The 20,393-nt window shown below is 31.3% G+C and carries 16 protein-coding genes and 1 pseudogene; 1 reads left to right on the top strand and 16 read right to left on the bottom strand.

Translation table 11 applies throughout. From position 1 onward, the window contains the following. Positions 1–110 precede the first annotated feature (110 nt). The 8 genes from P8625_RS06020 to P8625_RS05985 form a co-directional block, all read right to left on the bottom strand. Complete coding sequence (locus P8625_RS06020) at positions 111–2,684, bottom strand: polynucleotide kinase-phosphatase (RefSeq protein ID WP_279652573.1); 2,574 nt, start codon at positions 2,682–2,684, stop codon at positions 111–113. Beyond that, the gene (locus P8625_RS06015; RefSeq protein ID WP_279652572.1) at positions 2,674–4,071 is read right to left on the bottom strand and encodes a 3' terminal RNA ribose 2'-O-methyltransferase Hen1; all 1,398 of its coding nucleotides are present in this window, start codon (positions 4,069–4,071) and stop codon (positions 2,674–2,676) included. Before P8625_RS06015 ends, P8625_RS06020 begins: the two co-directional genes overlap by 11 nt. A 223-nt stretch (positions 4,072–4,294) precedes the next feature. After that, entirely contained in the window at positions 4,295–4,789 is a 495-nt protein-coding gene (locus tag P8625_RS06010) for a hypothetical protein (protein WP_279652571.1), read from the bottom strand. Between the two features lie 364 nt (positions 4,790–5,153). Beyond that, positions 5,154–5,498 (bottom strand): hypothetical protein, encoded by a 345-nt coding sequence (locus P8625_RS06005; protein ID WP_279652570.1) that lies wholly within the window; start codon positions 5,496–5,498, stop codon positions 5,154–5,156. A 214-nt stretch (positions 5,499–5,712) separates the two neighbouring features. Continuing rightward, entirely contained in the window at positions 5,713–6,291 is a 579-nt protein-coding gene (locus P8625_RS06000) for a hypothetical protein (RefSeq protein ID WP_279652569.1), read from the bottom strand. Positions 6,292–6,504: 213 nt separating this feature from the next. Beyond that, positions 6,505–7,197, bottom strand: a complete 693-nt coding sequence (locus tag P8625_RS05995) for a hypothetical protein (RefSeq protein WP_279652568.1) — start codon at positions 7,195–7,197, stop codon at positions 6,505–6,507. 495 nt (positions 7,198–7,692) lie between these two features. After that, complete coding sequence (locus tag P8625_RS05990; protein ID WP_279652567.1) at positions 7,693–8,844, bottom strand: alpha/beta hydrolase-fold protein; 1,152 nt, start codon at positions 8,842–8,844, stop codon at positions 7,693–7,695. A 400-nt stretch (positions 8,845–9,244) separates the two neighbouring features. After that, positions 9,245–9,844: a hypothetical protein gene (locus P8625_RS05985; protein ID WP_279652566.1), complete on the bottom strand. Its 600-nt coding sequence runs from the start codon at positions 9,842–9,844 to the stop codon at positions 9,245–9,247. Positions 9,845–10,192: 348 nt separating this feature from the next. On the opposite strand from P8625_RS05985, the gene P8625_RS16240 reads away from it, so the two are divergent. Beyond that, positions 10,193–10,444, top strand: a complete 252-nt coding sequence (locus P8625_RS16240) for a transposase (RefSeq protein WP_322790511.1) — start codon at positions 10,193–10,195, stop codon at positions 10,442–10,444. A 124-nt stretch (positions 10,445–10,568) separates the two neighbouring features. Here the strand turns inward: P8625_RS16240 and P8625_RS05980 are convergent, their stop codons facing one another. The 8 genes and pseudogenes from P8625_RS05980 to P8625_RS05945 all read right to left on the bottom strand — a co-directional run bounded on the left by P8625_RS05980 (position 10,569) and on the right by P8625_RS05945 (position 20,250). After that, entirely contained in the window at positions 10,569–11,120 is a 552-nt protein-coding gene (locus P8625_RS05980) for a serine hydrolase domain-containing protein (protein WP_279652918.1), read from the bottom strand. After that, positions 11,087–11,746, bottom strand: a complete 660-nt coding sequence (locus P8625_RS05975) for a serine hydrolase domain-containing protein (protein ID WP_279652565.1) — start codon at positions 11,744–11,746, stop codon at positions 11,087–11,089. The genes P8625_RS05980 and P8625_RS05975 overlap by 34 nt, the downstream gene beginning before the upstream one ends. 79 nt (positions 11,747–11,825) lie before the next feature. Beyond that, positions 11,826–12,989 carry a helix-turn-helix domain-containing protein gene (locus tag P8625_RS05970; RefSeq protein WP_279652564.1) on the bottom strand — a complete coding sequence of 388 codons (1,164 nt, stop codon included), beginning with the start codon at positions 12,987–12,989 and terminating at the stop codon, positions 11,826–11,828. Positions 12,990–13,239: 250 nt separating this feature from the next. Then, positions 13,240–13,731 carry a hypothetical protein gene (locus tag P8625_RS05965; protein WP_279652563.1) on the bottom strand — a complete coding sequence of 164 codons (492 nt, stop codon included), beginning with the start codon at positions 13,729–13,731 and terminating at the stop codon, positions 13,240–13,242. Positions 13,732–13,817: 86 nt separating this feature from the next. After that, positions 13,818–14,656 (bottom strand): annotated as a pseudogene (gene arsM / locus P8625_RS05960) (arsenite methyltransferase). Positions 14,657–14,741: 85 nt separating this feature from the next. Continuing rightward, a complete protein-coding gene (locus tag P8625_RS05955) occupies positions 14,742–15,317 on the bottom strand; it encodes a Crp/Fnr family transcriptional regulator (protein ID WP_279652562.1) in 576 nt (191 codons plus the stop codon). Positions 15,318–16,102: 785 nt separating this feature from the next. After that, positions 16,103–18,547 (bottom strand): TonB-dependent receptor, encoded by a 2,445-nt coding sequence (locus tag P8625_RS05950; protein ID WP_279652561.1) that lies wholly within the window; start codon positions 18,545–18,547, stop codon positions 16,103–16,105. Between the two features lie 11 nt (positions 18,548–18,558). Continuing rightward, positions 18,559–20,250 (bottom strand): M23 family metallopeptidase, encoded by a 1,692-nt coding sequence (locus P8625_RS05945; protein WP_279652560.1) that lies wholly within the window; start codon positions 20,248–20,250, stop codon positions 18,559–18,561. Between the last annotated feature and the right edge of the window lie 143 nt (positions 20,251–20,393).

Below are 20,393 nucleotides of genomic sequence, written 5' to 3'. Positions count from 1 at the left end.
ACAGTGTTCTCTGCTGGCTTTCCTTTTCATTTGTTTCTTTCAGCATTGTCATACAGCTCTTTGCAACCGCAGGAACGAGGATTGCAATGTGCTGTAAATTGCGTTGGCTGTTATAATCTTGGGTCAACATCTTCACTCTCCAATGCTAATACTCCAAAAACACTTTCGTGTATTCTTCTTAAAGGTTCTTTTCTTACAAACCTTTCCAGTCCTTCTACTCCTAATGCAAATTCTCTCAAAGCCAAAGAACGCTTTCTTGACAGTCCTCTGCTTTTAAGTCTTTGCATATTCTCTGGTAAGTCATATTCTGGTCCATAAATTATTCTTAGATACTCACTTCCTCTACATTTAACGGCAGGTTGTAATAGCCCTTCTTTACCATATGAAATGAAATCAAAAGATTTAACGACCATTCCTTCTCCACCTTTTTCTGTCATCTCTGTCCACCAATCAATGGCTTTCTGCACGCTCTCTTTGTCGTTTGTCTCAACAACTTTGTAAGGTGTAATTCTGAATATTTTTTCATCAGCAAGGCAAACTTCTTTGATGTTTTCCATATGCCAGTGATGGTCTTTATCAATGTGTACAGCTCCTTCCGTCGCAAGAATATGAAATGGTGCTAATTTGTAATCATCCACAGAATTAACATCCCAACAATAATTTCTATAAGCATCAATGAATTTAGAAACCGCTTTTTTCTTGTAGCTAAATTTATCTAAAATAGTTTCAATATCTTTAATTCCTCTGTTTTTTGTCTTCTGTAGTACTTGCTCAACCGCTGTTAACGAGTTTTTGGCAGAAGAACCAACGGAGGCATATTGGTCTTGTAATAACGACTGGGCTTTTGAAGACCAAGGCATTAATTCTGCATCTAAACATACCCAATCAGTCTTAAATTTATCCCAAAACCCAGATTTGGTTAATGCAATTTGAACTCTGCTCAAAAATTCTTTTTCTATGGTACTATCATTAAAAAAGTTTCGTCCAGTTCTTGTATAACAAATTCCAATTCTCTCATTTTCTATTCCAAAACGATTTAAAACCGTCTCTTCATCTTTACAAAGCACTAAAATGACTCGTGAACCCATATGCTTTTCTTCACAAACTATTTTTTCAACTCCTCTTTTCCTGTAATAGTTAATAGCTTGCTCTGGATGCTCCAAGTAATTCGGTAATTCACTTGTGGCACACGGTGACATTGTTGGTGGCAAATAAATGAGCCATTTAGGATTGATGGCAAAACGACTCATTACTTCTAATGCTGCAATAGAGTTTTCTTCTCTGATGGTCAAATTATTTCGCAGGCGTGTTTGCACGATTCGTTTTCCTATAACATCATCAATATTCAATAAATCATCATATTCTTGTTGATGACTTAGGTTAGATTCTACTTCTAATTCCAATGGTTTTATAGGTTCTGAATATACTTTGGCTGCTTTAACAGAAACTAATTCTTCTTCGGGATAACGTAAGGCTGTAAGTTCTCCACCGAATACGCAACCTGTGTCAATATCAATAGTTTTATTAAGCCATTCTGCTTTTGGAACAGGTGTGTGTCCATAAATAACTTTGGCTTTACCTCTATATTCAGAAGCCCAATTATACCTGACAGGTAAACCGAATTCGTCAATTTCTCCCGTAGTTTCTCCATATAAACAAAATGACCTAACTGCACCAGAGCCTCTCCCTTGCATTTCTTCTTTTATACCAGCGTGTGCAACAGCTAACTTACCATCATCTAAAATATAGTGACTAATTAGGCTGTATAAAAACTCTTTAACATCTGCTATAAACTCAGGCGACTCGTTTTCCAATTGTTCCATTGTCTCAGCTAAACCGTGTTTCAACTGAACATTTTTTCCGTTTAATTTCTTTTGAAGTTTTAGGTCGTGATTTCCAGGAACGCAAAGAGCTGAACCGCTTCTAACCATACTCATTACTAATTTTAGAACCGCTGGCGAATTCGGACCTCTATCCACTAAGTCACCTAAAAATATCACTTGTCTATTTTCAGGATGTTTTATTTCTAATCCGTAATTGTTTCCATCATTATCCACTGAATTAATGATATACCCGAGTTTTTTTAAGAGTGAAATTGTTTCATCATAGCAACCGTGAATATCTCCAATAATGTCAAAAGGTCCGTGAAGTTCTTTTTTATCGTTGTAGAGTTTTTCTCTAACGATTCCAGTTACGGAATCGACTTCTTCTTCACTTTTTAAAACGTATATCTTTCTGAAGCCTTCTCTTTTTAGTCCTTTTATCGACCTTTTGAGTTGCTGTTTTTGTTGTCTAATAACATGATTTCCAAAGTTTCTATCTTCTCGACTTGCATTTCTATCTTCACAAATTCTTTGAGGTAAATCTAAAACAATGGCAACTGGTAAGGTATGATATTGTCTTGCAAGATTAATTAATCCTTTTCGGGCTTCGGTTTGTACGTTTGTAGCATCAACAACAGTTAAATGCCCGTTTTTTAGTCTTTTTCCAACAATGAAGTTCAGTACATCAAAGGCATCATTTGTCGCACTCTGACTGTTCTCGTCATTCGATACAATTCCTCTACACACGTCAGAAGAAACGACTTCGTGTTTGCCAAAATGCGTTTTAGCAAAAGTGCTTTTTCCTGAACCAGAAGCACCAATAAGTAATACTAATGATAATTCGGGTACTTTAATTTCCATATTCAAAAATTGCCATTTGTGAAGGTGCTCCTACTTTTTTGTCTTCCTCGCCAATAGGTAAGAATTGCACATTATAATTATTAGTTTCAGCTACTTTTTTTGCCCAAGTTTCAAATTCTGTTCTTGACCATTCAAATCTATGGTCTGTATGTCGCATTGTATCAGCTTCCATATTTTCAAAAAGTACGTTGTATTCACCGTTCGGTGTTGTTAAAACAACTGTTTTGGGTTTAGCACATTCAAATACAACTCGTTCAAAAGATGTTAACCTATTCTCATCAAGGTGTTCAATTACTTCTACAATTGCTGCTGCATCAAATCCCTCCAATCGTTTGTCTTTATAGGTTAAAGCACCTTGAAACAGATTGATTCGTTCTTTTTGTCTTGGTGCCATTTCGTCCCAATGTAATCTGTCTTTACATTTTGTTAATTCTTGGTAAGACACATCCATTCCAGTTATATTGCTAAATTGTTTTTCCTTTAACAACATTCGAATGAGTTTTCCTTCTCCACAGCCTAAATCAAGTACGCTTTTAGCACCTGACTCTTTTAATTTACTCAAAACCAATGACAATCTTTGTTGATGTAAAGTCTCTTTTTTCTTTACTTCCTCTAAATCTGTTTCTTCCTGCAACTCCTTTGATTCGTCATCATCATTCAATCGCTCCAATGCCTGTCTTGAAAGAGAGTTAAGATTAAAAAGATAGCGTCTTGTAATTTGTTCTTTTTCGGGATGGTCAGATAGCCAACCCTTTCCTTTTTCTAGTAGTTTATCAATCTCATTCTGACTTACATAATAATGTTTGTCATTGTCCAGTGCTGGAATCATTACGTATAAATGAGACAACAATTCTTGAAGAGTAGTGGTGTGATTTAGTTTTAATGTAAAATATTTACTGTCTCCCCAATTCACGAATTTGTTGTCCAAAATATGTCTTTCCAATACCACTTTATAACCAAGAGGTTCAAACATCTTTCGAATAAGGATTTCTCCGCCTTTTGGGACAGGTAATACTGAAATAGTAACTTCAAATGGCATTTTAATATCTACCAATTCGGGTTTTTTACTACACTTACCATTCATTGCGGTTGAAAACGCTTTAGCAATGGCAACACTCATAAATGAAGAAGCCACATAAGGTCTGTCATTAACGTATTGTCCAAGAGAAAAGCCTTTTCCTGATAAGTTTCTGCCACCTCTCACCATATCAATTGGGTCAATATCCAATAATAAGGAAGCGGTAGTTCTTTCATCTGAATTTTCAGGATAAAATATATGTGCTTTTCCAATCGACAAATCAATGGATTGCAATTTATCGGGATGTTTATGCAACAAATATCCTAAGTCTATTGCTGGTTTATGTGTCGTAGTTATGTTTAGTAACATTTATTCATTTTATTTTTAGCACTGGCAAAAAAAAGCAATGTGTGCGATAGCACTCTTTGCTTTTGTGCAGTTGGCTGTTTTAGCTTGTTGCCAACGTATTTGTGTATGATTAGTGGTGTGTTTCGGCACCTAATTTAGCAAATAAAAACCGAATAGAAAATCCGAGAGGATTTTCGTAAGTAGGCGAGAACCAGCCATTAATTACACAACGTGTTGCCCACAGTTATTTTATTCTTTTCCAAACACTATATCCTTTATAAGTGAAAAATTCAATTTTATTTTTGCTTACATATTTTAATTTGAATTTTTTCTGATATGTATAATAAAACTTTCCACACTCTTTTTCGAAAATCTTTTTTTGTTTTAAAAAGGCTTCTCCGAGTATTATATCTTCAAATGTTTTTGTTGAAAATCTTCGCCAAAATATTATAGTGTTATTTTTATCTATTTCATAATCTCCAATTTCGACATAATCTTTATTGAAATACATTTTAAATTTACTATTTTTCCTAAAAGTTAAATCTGGGTTCCCTGTTGCACCATTTTCAGTTTTTATATAATTAATACATACAGCAATATCTTCAGATTTTTCTTTTTCAGTTCGCAAGTCAATTTCCGATTCAAATCTCCAAGTACCTTTTAGATATTTAGGTTTAATTTCTTGAGCATTGAGAAAACTAATTTGTAAAATCAATATGAATTTCAATACGTTTTTCATAATGTTTAGTCCTGAAATATGGCTACAGTTTAAAATTGAATTTACGCTGTTTTTAAATATACCATATTCGGTGTTTTATGACTTAAAGATACAGGTAATCTTACTTGGTTGTATAGCTTAATTACATTTTTTGTTGCTTTTCATGATAATAGTTTGAATTTTGCGTTAGTCAATTCGAATTAATAATTGTCCTTTTTTTGAGGGTGTTTACAATAAACTATACCCTATTACTTAACATCTTTTGTTGTAAGCTTTCTAAAAGAAGAAAATAAGGAGTTAAAAACTTTGGCTTCGTTCTAAATAAAGCCCTTACATAGCTTTAAAATCAATTCTATTTTTTTTAAATTTAGGGGTTGTGCATCAGCTACCGTTGTTGTACACTGTTTTTATTCTTTTTTATGTGGATGTGAATTCCAATTATAAGGTATATTATAAGTGAAGGAAACCCACTTAAAGATTCCATATCAATCACAAATGGCGCTATCCATATCAATCCACAAGTTCCAAAAATACTGAATGTAACTTTATCTAAATCAATTAATATTGCGTAAATTGAGTTTATAATCAGGCTGATTACACCGAACAACCAAGCGTAGTCAAACAATTGATTAAAGCCTGCACGAAATCCATACTCCTTAAAATTCCATATCAATATTAGATAGCTGCTTATTAAAGATATTATTCCAATTAATTTTATAATCTTTTTCATCGTAATTTTTAATTTTTAGAGAGCGACTTAATGATTTGACTCTCGCTAAATTTGCTACTTTTCATAATGACAGTTTGAGTTTAAAGTTAGTAAATTCGAATTTATAGCTGTCCTGTTTTTGGGGAAGCTTACATAAATAAAGCCCTTACATAGCTTTAAAAGGAAATCCGTTTTTTGAAATTTGGGGGTTGTGCATCAGCTACCGGTGTTGGCATTAGTATTTTTCTAATTTCATTTTATTCAAGCTAATTTTCTCTTTCTTTCTTGGATATTTTCCATGTTCAAAAGTTAATTCAAAATCGAATTCAAAATCTTCTTTTTCAATTCGTTCCAATGAAATTAAGTCAACATTATAGAAATAACCAATTCTATATAATTCGTAATCTTCCCCAAGTTCTTCTGGTTCAATAACAATATATATTGAATCTGTGCAATTACACATTTCAAGCGGTAAAGATTCTCCGTCACAAATGCTAAAAGCCGAATATCCAAAAGAGTTCAATTTCTCTCTAATATTTCCAAAAGCTTCTGCAAATAGTTTATTATCTAATTTAGTCAACTCAACAGTTCTCTCAAATATGTATTCGTTTCCATATTTTTCTAAATCCAACGTGTCTTTTGAAAAACGTTCGTCGAGTTTTTTTATTACTTTAGAATTTCTTAATTCTTTGTTTTTACTTTCCACATTTTCAGATTTCGATGATTTAAGAATCGAGTTTAGTTTACTTAATTCAACATTTTCTTTCTCCAATTCCGATATATTAGTTTTTAGAATTTTGTTTTCTTTTATCAAGGCTTTGTTTTTATTCTTTTCAGAACAAGAAAAATTTAAAATTAGAATAAGAAATATGATTGTTATTCGGCTCATTTTTTAATTCAGACTAACGGTAATTCTTTTCTTTAAAATTACTCTAAAAATTTCACTCGTTAGCTTAAGAAATTAATAAAGTTTCTTTATGTGGGAAATTGGTTACAACGTTTTGTATAAACACCGTTTTAATGGGGTTTATATTTTGTTGTGTGTAGTTAGTTTTTTCCACTCATCTTCATCTTTTAAATATCTGTTTTCATCTAAATAATAGATTTCACCTGCACCAGTAGATTCATTCATAATCGCTTTAACTGTAGTTTTCGTTATAGTTTTTACATCATTCCAACATTTTGAAACAAAAAAATGTAAAAGGTTTAGTTCTGTATCATAAAACTCAGGTAAATCTAATTCCCAAAATTCACCTGATTCTGGATCTTCAATAGAGCTTATTTCATCCCAAATCGAAGCAAATATTTCTAGTAACAATAAATTTTCATTATTAGTATTTATCTCAAAACGAGGGTTTTCTTCATGTTGTTCCGATAAATTAAAAGGCTCTATGAAAATATAAAAATATTGGCAGTTGTAATACCAAACACAAAAAACATCAATCACTGAAGAAATGTTTTTTTCTGTCTCAAACTCTTTAGATTGAACTTTGAAAAACAATTTTCTTAATTCTTCTTGAATAGGTAATAAAACATAATTAGGATAAATTCTATTCCATTCTTCAAGTAGTACGTCAATTACCGTGTTATATTTCCATTCGTTATCAACTCCCCCCTTTTGTTTACATTTTTTAAACTCTTTTAGTGCTTTATCAAAAGTTGAACTGATTAAGTCCCAATTCTCCTTAATTAACTTTGATTTAATGTCGTCTTTATTCATACAATATCTTAGAATTCTTAGTAACCTTTTTGTAATTATTAAAAGTCAATACTACTTTTTTAATTTAATCCTTTCGTAAAACACTTCCATAAATTAAGTATTTTTTTTCATGGAATATGAAGGTAATGTCTAGTCCTGAAATATGGCTACAGTTTAAAATTGAATTTACGCTGATTTCAACTATACCATATTTGTTGTTTTATAGCCTAAAGGTACAGGTAATCTTATTTTGTTGTATAATTTAATTACATTTCTTGTTGCTTTTCAGAATCACCATTTGGATTTGACGTTCGTAAAATGGAATTTATAACTGTACTATTTTTTGGGGATGTTCAAAAAAATGTACCCCATTACTTAACATCCTTTGTTGTAAGCTTTCTAAAAGAAGAAAATAAGGAGTTAAAAATTTTGGCTTCGTTCTAAATAAAGCCCTTAGGTAGCTTTAAAAGGAAATCCGTTTTTTGAAATTTGGGGGTTGTGCATCAGCTACCATTGTTACCAGCCGTTTTTTATTTTTTCAGCTTTTATTTCTTCAATAATTGCCTTTTTACCTTCCCAATCACTCTCAATCCTATTTAAAAGTGACTCTGCCTTTTCCAAGTATTCTCTGGATTCTTCTTTGTCCTTATCTCTAGTTAGTTCGTAGAGTGACAAATAAAACTCAAAATAATTAGGATAATATCTAATTCCCAATTTATAAATTTCTGTAGTTATATCATTATAATCGCTATTCCAGTATCTTGAAGCAATTCCATTAATTTCTGCTAATTCAGGTGGATAAAAAGAAGCTCCAATTTTTGATGCTGATATTACCTTTTCAACTTCATTTTCTGGTGTTTCGGGTACAGAAATCAATTTATATTCTTCATTGACTTTTGCAATATGCGTGTATCTATCTCTAAAATTTTGAAAGACTCTTGTTAGAAGAGTAGATGTCGATACAATTGGCACAGCATTATGTGCAGAATAATCGGCTTCAAAGATGTTGATTGAATTAAAAAAGTCTGGATGCTTTTCTTTTAGTTCATTATATTTTTTCCGGTGGTAATAGTCTTTGTTCCCTGATATTCCACCTATGCTTATAGAAATTTTACTTTTTTCTATTTTATTATTCCCTTGAAAACTGCTAACCAACAATTCCAATTCATCAAGTGGTGTATTTGCTATTACAGAAGTGTAGTAGTCTGGATGGTTATAATATGAATAGAGTGAAAATGATGCTGAAAAAGAGTGTCCAATAATTACTTTTATATCACTTGGGTTATACTTTTTTAATAGCTCTTTGTCTAATTCGTTCGTTATAAAAGCATCAAGTGGTAATTCGCTTTTTAAATCTACAATACCACATTCTTTATTCCGATTTTTATGAGGAACAACAGCAACTATTGCATTGGGGATTTCATGCGTATATTGTAAATATTTTATGTCTGAAAGTATCGGGTTAACAAACCATTCATGTTGTCCATCAAGTAAATAGATTACAGGAAGCTTTACTGAATCCGATTTGTATTTGTAAAATTCTGGTTTGTGAAGATATACAGTTCTTTCTTCTTGAAAGGCTTTTGAATAAAAAGTCAGAGTGTCTATTTTCTGTCCATATGTTATGGAAGAAATGCTAAATAATAACAACAAGATTGCAATCTTCATCTGAGAGTTTCTTTTAATGTTTAGTCCTGAAATATGGCTACAGGTTAAAAATTGAATTTACGCTGTTTTTAAATATACCATATTCGTTGTTTTATGACTTAAAGATACAGGTAATCTTACTTGGTTGTATAGCTTAATTACACTTTTTGTTGCTTTTTAGAATCACCCTTTGAATTTTACGTTAGTAAATTCGAATTAATAATTGTCCTTTTTTTGAGGATGTTTACAATAAACTATACACTATTACTTAACATCTTTTGTTGTAAGCTTTCTAAAAGAACAAAAATAAGGAGTTGAAAATTTTGGCTTCGTTCTAAATACAACCCTTAAATAGCTTTAAAATGAATTCCATTTTTTTGAAATTTAGGGGTTGTGCATCAGCTACCGGTGTTAGCAGTAGTTATTTTTCCTTCAAGTATATTTTTCCATCTTTCATAAAAGCTATTAAGCCTTCATTTTTCTTTATTATTAACTGATTAATTAGAGAATTATCTCTTTCGTGCTTAATCAAGTTTAGTTCAATAACATTTGTAAATTTATAATTATCTAGGATTAATTCCTCTTGCGTAATTTCATTAAATTTATTTGTTATTATTTCTTTGTTATTAATTAATCTCCTTTCACTATATCTAGAATAATTTACAGAGTAATCTATGTCAATAAATTCAGATTCATCTTCCAAAATCGAAGCTGTGATTTGTGTTCTAAAAAATAAAGAATCGTTTACTCTGTATATTTCCTCAAAAGAACTAAAGCAATCACAATTCGGGTCTGCAAAACCTCCACATCTTTCAATATAACTTTCTGAAAAATATCTACCAGAGGAAGATAATTTTACTGTGTCATTTTGTTGATTAATAAAATTATAATTGTCATTTTCTTCTTGGAACATTGAGTAATCAAGAATGACATTAGATTTATCAAATTCTTTACAATTAATTTCAATTACTTCGCAACTTATAATTGTCAAAATTGCTAAAAAGTAAATAGTTTTTTTCATTTTTTTCATTTCGTTTTTTTAATTACTGGCAACGTGTTTGTGTATAATTTGTGGTGTGTTTAAGCACTAATCTAGCAAATAAATCACAGATAGAAAGTCTGCGAGGACTTTCGTAAGTAGACTCAAACTAGCAATTACTTATAGCCATTGTGCCTGTTGTACAACCCTAATATACGATTTATTTTTTGCATTATAGAAGAGTTTTTTTTCTGTTAAGTTGTTGTTTTTCAAATGTATAAATCGTATATTTAATCATGCAAGTCAAAAAAACGTATCAAGAAAAACTGTTCACTTCCTTTCAGTTGAGTGCGCATGTACCCCAAGAAAACTTTTATCGTAGATTAAATTGTGGAGCCTGTTTTTGGAACTCTCACGCAGTATATGGGCTTGCGCAAAGTAAATGTTAGGGGTATCGATGGGGCGAACAAGTGCATGCTCATGGCTGGGGCTGCATACAACATTAAAAAACTATTAAAATTCTTGGGTAAGTCTACTAAAACTGAGGCCAAAGCGGTTGCTTTTGTGTTTTGGTTAAAAAAAGTACGATATCACTTAATAAATTTCGTTTTAAGCTCAGAAAAAAGCAAAATAAGGAGTTAAAAATTTTGGCTTCGTTCTAAATAAAGCCCTTACATAGCTTTAAAATGAATTCCATTTTTTGAAATTTGGGGGTTGTGCATCAGCTACCGTTGTTGCCCACAGTTTTTAAATTCCAAAAAGTAAATTATTTTTTAAGTTCGTTATAAATATTATGCATCAAATCATTTAGCTTTTGATTCACATTAACGGAAGATTCATTAGTGAAAATAGAAATACCAATTTTATTTTCGGGGAAAATAGCTAATACATTTTTTGCTCTAGAAATTCCGCCATCGTGCCTATAGTGTAAATCGTAATTTTGATTTTCTATACACCACCAAAAATAACCTATCCAATAATCAGTATCAATTTCGAATATCTCTTTGTGAGATTCTTCAACAATTTTGTCATTTTTAAACTGATGACTTATATATTTTAGTATATCTGAAGTGGTAGATTTAAGTGCACCTTCTGCTCCCCAAAGCGTATTGGCTAAATTAGTTTCTGGCATTGGTTTCCCTAATAGATAACCATTTGCAAGTCTATCTCGTTTGTTTCTAGGAACATTGAAATAAGTGTCTTCCATTTTTGCCTTTGCGACTACTTCATTCATTATTAACTTTTGAAAAGGTTCTTCGTATACTTTTTCTAATATATACCCCATTAAATTTGTTCCAGCATTTGAATAACTAAATATAGTTCCTGGTTTTTTAGTAAGTTTAATTTTGGAAAGACTTTCAAAAAAAGGGGTTTTGTTTTTTTGTTTTCGTGAGCAACCACAATTTTATTAAAATCTATTTCATTTGAGTTTTGATTTATTTTAGTATCTAAAGCTATTACATGTCCTGGTAATCCACTAGTATGAGTTAGTAAATGCTTAACTTTAATGGGGTTTCCTTTATATTCTAAATTAGGATATGCTTGAGATAAATAGGTTCTTATATCTTCTTCTAGATTCAATTTCTCTTGCAAAACAGCTTTTGCTGCTAATGTGCCAGTAAATGTTTTTGTAACTGAAGCAATTTCATATATGGTTTTATTTGTTGGAATGTCTCCTTTTCCTTTTGTTAATTCTCCATAATTGAATGCAAAGGAAACATTGTTTATATATAGGCCAATAGACAAAGAATTTATTAAAGAATCTTTTAAAAGTTCTTTTGCGTTTTTATCTATGATTTGCTTTATTTCTTTCCCGATTGCATCACTATAAATCTCAACTGATTTATTACCGTCTACTATTACTTTATTTGATTTTCTATTTTGAGATTTACAACTTGAACAGATAAAGAATAGAGACAAAAGTGTTAAAAATAAGTTTTTCATATTGTTGTGTTTTTAATTCAACACAAATAAAAACTTATAATCATTTTAAAAGGTTCGACTACGTAAAGTCGAACCCTTTTTACTCCTTATTATCGCTTGTTTGCGATATCGAATCCTTGGTTTTTCTATATTCAGAAGGGGTTACACCTGTTTGCTTTTTAAAAGCTGTGTAAAAAGAGGATTTAGAATTAAACCCAACATCATACATAATTTGTTGTATGGTTAACTGATTGTTTTTTGGATTTTGAAGAATACTCTGCGCTTTTTTTATTCTAAATTGGTTTATGAAGTCGAAAAAATGTTGATTCAAATTATGATTAATCAATATTGAAACATCACGATTTGGTAATTCTAATTTATTCGCAAGTTTTTGTAAAGTTAAAGTAGCGTCGAGGTAAGGTTCTTCGGTTTCCATAAACTCTAATAATCTATTAACATCTTCACTACTATCCTTTTCTAACTTATTGAGTATGTTATCTTCTATTAAAATTTTTTTTGCTAATCTATGCTCTGAACTAATATTTCTAAAAAGGTCTGGATGATACATACTTTTTAAAACAATCCAAGTTAAAAAAACAAGTAAAAACAAAGTAAGGGTTAATCTTAAAATATTTAAAATCTCAACATCAGTTCCATATAGCTTATAAAGTTGTTTTAATAATGAAAAACAATAAATAACACTTAATATCACTAATAATTGATATAACCATTTATAGTTGAAAACAGATTTATTTGAATAATTTTCTAATAGTAATTGTTTGTATTTTCTTAATTCTAAAAACATTGCAACTAAATAAAAAAGAGCGATAAATAACCCAAAAATTATAGATAACCTTCCTTCTATAGTATTGTTTAAATTTTCAAGTAAAAAATTTCTTGTACTTATATCTGCAAAATAAAACCTTGGCGAAAAAATTAATATTTGGATTATAAAAGGCAATAAATGTAATAGATGTTTAGGTTTTAATTTGAAATCTGAATATATAGAAGATATTATATATAAAAATAACAAAGGGCTTGTAAAAAAAGAAATATGGTCACGAAGCATTTCTAAATCTGGTGGTAGGCTAATATATTTATGGTAAAAGAAAACACTAATATGAATTGCAAAAACCAAAAAATAAATCCCTAAAAATGTATTTGCTTTTTTGTTAGATGTTTTAACTGTTAAAAGAAATAACGCTAACAAAAACGAAGTAAATAATATAAAAATTGTTGTTATTCCTAAAATTGAAAAATCCATTTAAATATAAATAGGCAAATATAATTTAATAATACAGAAGAGTATGAATTTCAGTTTCACGGGAAGAATAAAATTTAATCAAAATCAATAACTATTAGTCCTAGCGAAAAGGTGGTTAAATTGTGGGCAACGTTTTGTATAAGAATAGTAGCGGATTTCAAGGCTCTTTACTTTCAGCTTAGCACTAAACTTTGTACAAAGATACTTGCTTTAAATTTGGCACTTTACCCGCTATTATTTTTATACTTTGTTACCTGCTTTGCTTGTTTCTATTTCTAATAAATTTCCAAATTTGAATTCCTTTTGGATGCAATAATATAAGGTGAGTAAGAGCCATTAGAATTGCACCAGGGATAATATTAACTGCTATAGTTTTTGTTAGTTGCTGTCCGAAACTATTATTTAAAGTTTCATTAATTTTTATATTAAATTCAGTTATTTCTATTCTTGTAGCTATAACTAAAAGGATTGATGCAAAATGAAAACTATTTACAAAAAGATGTAAAATATATTCCCATCTTGGTAAGCCTCCAATTGATTTTCTACTATCTTTTTCTGAAAAAGCATCAATCCCTAATACAATAAGGTCAATAATAAATAAAGTTATTCCTAACCAAAAACTAATAGAATCTACATTTACAAATAAAAGCCAAAGTATTAGAGGAAATAAAATAGCCCTTGTTGTATGTGTTTTGTGCTCAAATACACTTTCATTTCTATTAAACAATTCGCTTACTTCCAAAGATGTAAGTATAAACCATCATAGTTTGCAATAATCATAAACCCTATCAAGCAAACTATTATCAAATAATATAATATTTCCATTTACTAAAATCTAGATTTTTTTGCACTTATAGAAATGCTTGCAACAGAATTTGAAATATTTTCAATTTCTTGTTTACTTAAATTATTTTCCTTAATAATTTTTATTGCAATTGGGTCATTTAACATTAATTCCATTGGAAAATGTGTTTGTTTGTCAATATTTATTTCTGTAAAACCTGCTTTAGAAAGAGCATTGATGTATTCTTCTTTACTTACTGCTCCAGCCAAACAAGCAATATGTCCATCTAAAGAATTATTTATATATTTAGGTAAGTCATTAAGCAAAATGATATCCGAAATTATAATTCTACCATTCGGTTTTAGGGCTCTAAAAGACTCTTTAAAAACTTGTTCTTTTTGATTTGATAAATTGATTACACAATTAGAAATAATTAAATCAATACTATTAGTTTCAATAGGTAAATTTTCAATTTTCCCAATTTTGAATTCTACATTATTATAGTTTCCTTTTTTAGCATTTTTTTTGCCTGTATTACCATTTCAGGTGTTATGTCCACTCCAATAACTTTTCCTGTTTCACCAGTTTTTCCTGATGCTAAAAAACAATCAAAACCTGCTCCAGAACCAAGGTCTAAGATAGTTTCACCTTTATTAATAGATGCCAAAGCAGTTGGGTTGCCACAACCAATTCCTAAGTTGGCATCTTCTGGAACATTTTTTAATTCTTCTTCGCTGTACCCAATTTTCTTTCCAATGTGAGTTGCGATTTCTTTTTGATCGCAACATTGAAAAATATTTGGAAGAAAGGATTTTTTAGTATTTCTCTTAACTATATCTGCATAGCCAGTTTTTACTTTTTTTTGAATTTGATTGTTATCCATTTTTTTATGTTTTAATTATCAATAAATTACAACACAAAGGTTAGGAAACTTTAAAAGGGTTGAAAGGACAAATGTCCTCAAATGTTTATTTAGAAACTTCTTGTCGTATTCTTGATAAAGTCCGCCTTGTAATACCCAAATAAGAAGCAATATCTTCTATTTTTGCTTTTTGTAGAACACTTGGTTGTTCTTTTAGAAGTCTTAAATATTTTTTTTTGGCAGTTTCGTTATTAAGCACCGAAGCATACTTTTCCATAATAATATATTCTCTCTCCGCAACTACTCTACCAATAGTTTGCCAAACAATACTTGTACTATATAATTTTTGTAAATTGTCGTAATCAATTATCAAAAGTTCTGTTTCTTCCAATGCTTGAAGAGAAAGAGTAGAAGGTTGTTGAAGTATAAAACTTTTGTAAGAAGTTGTTAAATTGTTTTCGGTGCAAAAGCAAGATGTGGTTTCTTCTGCTTTATCGTTGAGATAAAAAGTTCTTAAGATACCTTTATTTATAAATGCAATTTGTTTGCAAACTTTTCCTTGTTGTACAAGAAAATCACCTTTATTTAAAGTTTGCTTTTTAAAGGTAGAAACTGTCTGTTCAAATTCTATGTCAGAAATTGGACTTATTTGTTTTATAAATTTTTTGAAATTATTAATCAATATTCAGCTTGTTTGTCGGTTTTGGTCGCATTGCAGGTAACTCGTTTTATACCAAACTTTAGTTTTGTTATCCCGATAAAAACATGGGATAACCTAAAATTTAACAATGATTATACGCTATCAAATATATCAAAACCAATGCTTTATCAAAAGTAAAGTTATTAACGAGTTATTGCTATTTGTTAATTAATTATAAAAATCGAGTTGTTCTTACAATTCTTGCGAATCTAAAACATTCCTCCCACACAATCTTACGGAATCCCACAAGCTTAACTATTTACGTTATAAAAGTTACTTTTTAGAGTAGGAACAGTTTTTATATCACAAAAATGGGTCGCAGCTATCACGGCGTGCTCCGCTAATACCACGGCATGGGTTGCAGCTATCACGACATGCTCCGCTAATACTACGGCATGGGTCGCAGATACTACGGCATGCTTCGCTAACACCACGGCATGGAGCGCACCTATCACCGCGTGCTCCGCTAATACTACGGCATGGGGCGCAGCTATCACGGCATGCTCCGTCAACACCACGATATGGGTCGCTGATACTACGGCTATCCTACCAATCTCAAATCTGTATGGATTCAATTCAACCCTCTTGGGCTACGTATTAACGACTTAGATTTTACATGGAAAAATCTTTTTCTAAGCTATTATTCTTTTTCTCCATAACAGTACGATCAATACGTTGGATTTAATTCTTTTTTAAATCAGCAAAGAAATCGCAGACTCATAAACACCTTAAAAGTGATGATTGTAAACATTGAATGTACGGCGTTTTTAAAATTGCATTCCTACTTTAAAATTCAATACCCTACCAGTCATGTAATTTGGAATGCCGTATTGATTTTTACTGTAAGCATCACGCACCCAGGTATTGGTGTTCGAGTTGCGAATATCAAAAATGTTAAAGAGTTCTAGGCCAGCAGTAAGTTCTTTAAAACTGCGTAAAAATCCGGTTTTATATTGCTTGTTCGCATCGGCAAAAACATAAGAAATTCCGACATCGGCACGTTTGTAATCGTTCAAGCGATTTTGAAATTGATATACATCGGCATAGGCAGGGGCACCTCCTGGTAAACCTGTGTTGTAAACAAGATTTAAGTACGCTTTTAAATCAGGTAAATTAGGTACATAATCTTGAAAAAGTACCCCAAGTTTAAAACGTTGGTCAGTGGGCCTAGCAATAAATCCTCTGTTATTTATGTTTTCTTCCGTTTTTAAATAGCCAACACTAACCCAACTATCGTTACCAGGAACAAACTCTCCATTGAGTCGAACATCCAATCCGTATGCATACGCATCAGTAACATTATCGGCACGATAGCGAATACGCACATTGTCTACCGAATAGGCATTCACATCGGTTAAATCTTTATAATATATTTCAGTAACTAATTTAAAAGGACGTTCCCACAGATTAAAACTAAATTCATTTCCGGCAACGATATGAATTGATTTTTGTGCTTTTACCTTGGGCTGAACTTGTCCGTCATAATCACGTAACTCCCTATAAAAAGGAGGTTGTGCATACCATCCTCCAGAAATTCTAAACAGCATGTCACTCTCCCAATCAGGTTTAATGGCAAATTGTGCTCTAGGACTAAATATTGTTTGAGAATAGGTATCTGTAGAAGCAGTTTTTACAGTCCAATAATGAGAGCGAACACCGAGATTTAACCATACTTGATGATCGTTCCACGTTGTTTTTCTGCTAAATTGTAAAAAACCAGTAATTCGATTGATGTCTGTTTCATTATCAGCTCTTACATTTCTATAAGGTTCTATAGGACCTGTAAAAGGTTCGTAGGGTTGATTGTTTGGGGTGTGATGTGGCGGACGAACAGAAAAGCCTAACGAATCGATTACTTCCCACTCACGAATGCGATCTTTAATGTTTTCTGTTTGGTATTTCATACCTGCTTTCCATTCATTGTCGCCATCTCTTAACGTTGCTTTTAATTGAATGGTATTTATTAAGGCATCTAAATCGTTACGTGCGTGATTAATTTGTGAACCAATGCCTTGAAAAAAATCAACCTCTCCAAAATTTTCAGAACCGAGGTTGCTATTTACTTCTCCTATGGCATAAGCTGCAGCAATATCAAAATATTCTTCTTCTTGTGTATTAAAAGATGAAATTGTACCCGTTAATTTTAGGTTGTCATTCATTTGATAGTCAGCAGACAAAGCTCCGAACAACGTTTGAAAACGATCTTGTTCTTGACCTTGATAAAAAACAATCAATTCTAAAGGGTCTGTTAAGGTGCCAAATCGAGTTTTACGAGTAATTGGTTTATAGTTGTAATTGTTTAGCGAGAAGTTGCCTAAGAAGTTTAATGTAAGTTTATCAGTAGCTTGGTAGCTTAAAAACGATTGCACATCTGTAAACTGAGGCCTGAAGTTTACTTCAGTCTGCTTACTATTTACAAATAAACTATTATCACGATAGCGAACACCTATGATAGCACTTAGTTTATTGTTGGCAAAAACATCTTCAATAGTAAAACTTCCCCCTAATAAGCTGAGGTCTAATTGAATTCCAAAGTCAGTAGGTTTGCGATAGGTGATGTCTAACACAGAAGATAATTTATCACCGTATTTTGCTTGAAAACCACCGGCAGAAAAGCTAATGTTCTGAATCATGTGTGGATTGGTAAAACTCAATCCTTCTTGTTGACCCGAGCGAATTAAAAATGGGCGATATACTTCGATTCCGTTTACATATACCAAGTTTTCATCAAAATTACCGCCACGAACATTGTATTGGGTGCTTAGTTCGTTGTTATTACTTACCCCAGGTAGTGTCATTAAGATGTTTTCAACTCCAGCATTGGCACCGAGTATATTTTTTACTTTTTCAGTTTTTATCTTGGTAATGCCCTGTGCTTCCTTTTGTTGGTTTTTTACAATTACTTCTTCTAATTCTTGACTTTTAATTTGTAATGTGGGTGAAAAATTAAAGTTTTTTTTACCCCTTGAGGTAAATTTTTTCACTAAAGTTTTATAAGAAACATGAGTAAATGTAACAGTTACTGTTTTTCGTGTAGGAATAGTAAATTGGTACATTCCATTAGCATTGGTAGTTGTTCCTTTTGATAGATAAGAAATTGCGACTCCTTCAATCGGAGTGTTGAATTTATTGGTAATGATTCCTTTTACGGTAGCTGTTTGCTGCGAAAAAACGAGTGAAGGAAATACTAATAAAAGAATGAGTTTTTTCAAGTTTGTTTAATTTACTTTTTAAAAAATGTAGCAGAAATGGTTTCAGTATTTCCCACATTGTCAGAGACTACAAGTTTAAAAATATGTTTGCTACCTACCAACTTTTTATCATTAAAATCGTAGGTAAGAATACCTTTTTTATGATTATACTCCATTAAAATCCATTCACCATCAATAGTTGCATGGTAATTCTTAATACCCGTTTGGGTATCTTTAATTTTAACCTTTAAGGTTTTATTTTTAGAAATCCATTGGTTATCGTTAAAATTGTACAGTTGTATAGTAGGTTTTTCTGTATCAAAACGTAACTCATAACTGCCTAAAAGCTTCGTAGTGGTGTATACTTTATCTATTTTTTTTCTTGTTGAAGTGTATCTAGGATATTTTGGATTGGTAACGTTGGCGATGTATACCTGTTGCTTTTGTTCTTCAGTTAAAAAAGAAGTTTCAAAAGTGAGTGTATAACGTTTGTCTAAAGGAATGGTGGCATCGTGCACTTTAGCAATGCCATTTTCAACCTTAAAATCGATGAAACAATCTTCGTAAAAGGTGTTTTTAGGAAAGGCAATAGTTACATTTTTTTGATGGAATTTATTAAAGTTAGCTGCTATAATTTTATAATTTGTGGTGTCTTTTTGTTTGAATACTAAGTTACTTACAGTTCCTTTAACGGGTATTCGCATTTTTGACGTGTTGTGTTTAAAGTCTTTGGCTATAATTTCAATCGTATAGTTGGCTCCGTTTTCAATATGAACCTTTCCGCTATTTACTAAATCTTCGTATAGGCTCAGTCTGTTTGCGTTTACTTTATATGTTCTCTGTACCCTAGTTCTGTATTTTTTATAGTGCTTATAATCGATTAACAAATTGATGTATTTACTTTCAGCAAAAGAAAAAGTTTCAACATCGTGATAATACACACGCTTGCCATTTACCTTCATTTCTAAGCTGTAAATGCCATTTTTATTTAAAGCACCATTCAATCGATCAAAAACACTTATACCAAAACCAATAGTACCACTAGCCGTAATCCTTTCAGCAACATAGTTACCACTCTCTTTTTCTTTAAAAGAAATAGTAGATTCTAGGAAAGAGTTGTTAATTCTAGCATCGTCGCTTAATGGGTATGCCATTAATTTTTGAATGGTGGGTTTTTTATCATCTTCAGCAGTAAGACCAAAAAGCATAGGGTTGATAATATGCTCTGTTTTAGTGTCTCTAATTTCATAATGTAAATGAGGTCCCCCAGAACTTCCAGTATCACCAGTATAGCCTATAATTTGCCCTTTTTTTACAGGAAACACATCCGGTTTAGGAAAAAGATTCCCCGTAGCGTACTTTTCTTTGTTGTATTGAATTTGCTTTACATATTGTTGAATTTTTGGTTCAAAACGTTTTAGATGTGCGTATACAGTAGTGTATCCGTTAGGGTGGGTGATGTACAAAGCCTTGCCAAAACCATATTGTTGCACTTTAATGCGCGAAACATACCCATCTGCAGGAGCATAAATAGGAATATTTTCTTTACCCTGTGTTTTAATATCTACTCCTGAATGAAAGTGATTACTGCGCAGTTCGCCAAAAGTACCTGCAAATACAGTAGGAATTTTTAGAGGGTTTGAAAAGTAATTTCTAGGATACTGATTTTGAGCAAATCCGCAAACCACAAATAGCCATAAAATAATAGAAAAATAAAGTTTCAAAATGCAACGGTTTTTATACAAAACTACTAAAAATATGAGAATAATCTTAAAGGTTGAAAATCAGTGTTTTGGTAAAAAATAACAAAAGAGTTGTTAATTATAAGTTATATTAATAACTTTGTAAATGTAGTTTTATTCTCTAA

This window comes from Tenacibaculum tangerinum, assembly GCF_029853675.1.
GTDB classification, from domain to species: Bacteria; Bacteroidota; Bacteroidia; order Flavobacteriales; family Flavobacteriaceae; genus Polaribacter; species Polaribacter tangerinum_A.
This window is presented reverse-complemented; position numbering and strand designations above follow the sequence as displayed.

Coding starts and splice junctions, on each gene's coding strand:
- P8625_RS06020 (WP_279652573.1), bottom strand. CDS start 2,684: ATGGAAATTAAAGTACCCGAATTATCATTAGTATTACTTATTGGTGCT.
- P8625_RS06015 (WP_279652572.1), bottom strand. CDS start 4,071: ATGTTACTAAACATAACTACGACACATAAACCAGCAATAGACTTAGGA.
- P8625_RS06010 (WP_279652571.1), bottom strand. CDS start 4,789: ATGAAAAACGTATTGAAATTCATATTGATTTTACAAATTAGTTTTCTC.
- P8625_RS06005 (WP_279652570.1), bottom strand. CDS start 5,498: ATGAAAAAGATTATAAAATTAATTGGAATAATATCTTTAATAAGCAGC.
- P8625_RS05995 (WP_279652568.1), bottom strand. CDS start 7,197: ATGAATAAAGACGACATTAAATCAAAGTTAATTAAGGAGAATTGGGAC.
- P8625_RS05990 (WP_279652567.1), bottom strand. CDS start 8,844: ATGAAGATTGCAATCTTGTTGTTATTATTTAGCATTTCTTCCATAACA.
- P8625_RS05985 (WP_279652566.1), bottom strand. CDS start 9,844: ATGAAAAAAACTATTTACTTTTTAGCAATTTTGACAATTATAAGTTGC.
- P8625_RS05975 (WP_279652565.1), bottom strand. CDS start 11,746: ATGAAAAACTTATTTTTAACACTTTTGTCTCTATTCTTTATCTGTTCA.
- P8625_RS05970 (WP_279652564.1), bottom strand. CDS start 12,989: ATGGATTTTTCAATTTTAGGAATAACAACAATTTTTATATTATTTACT.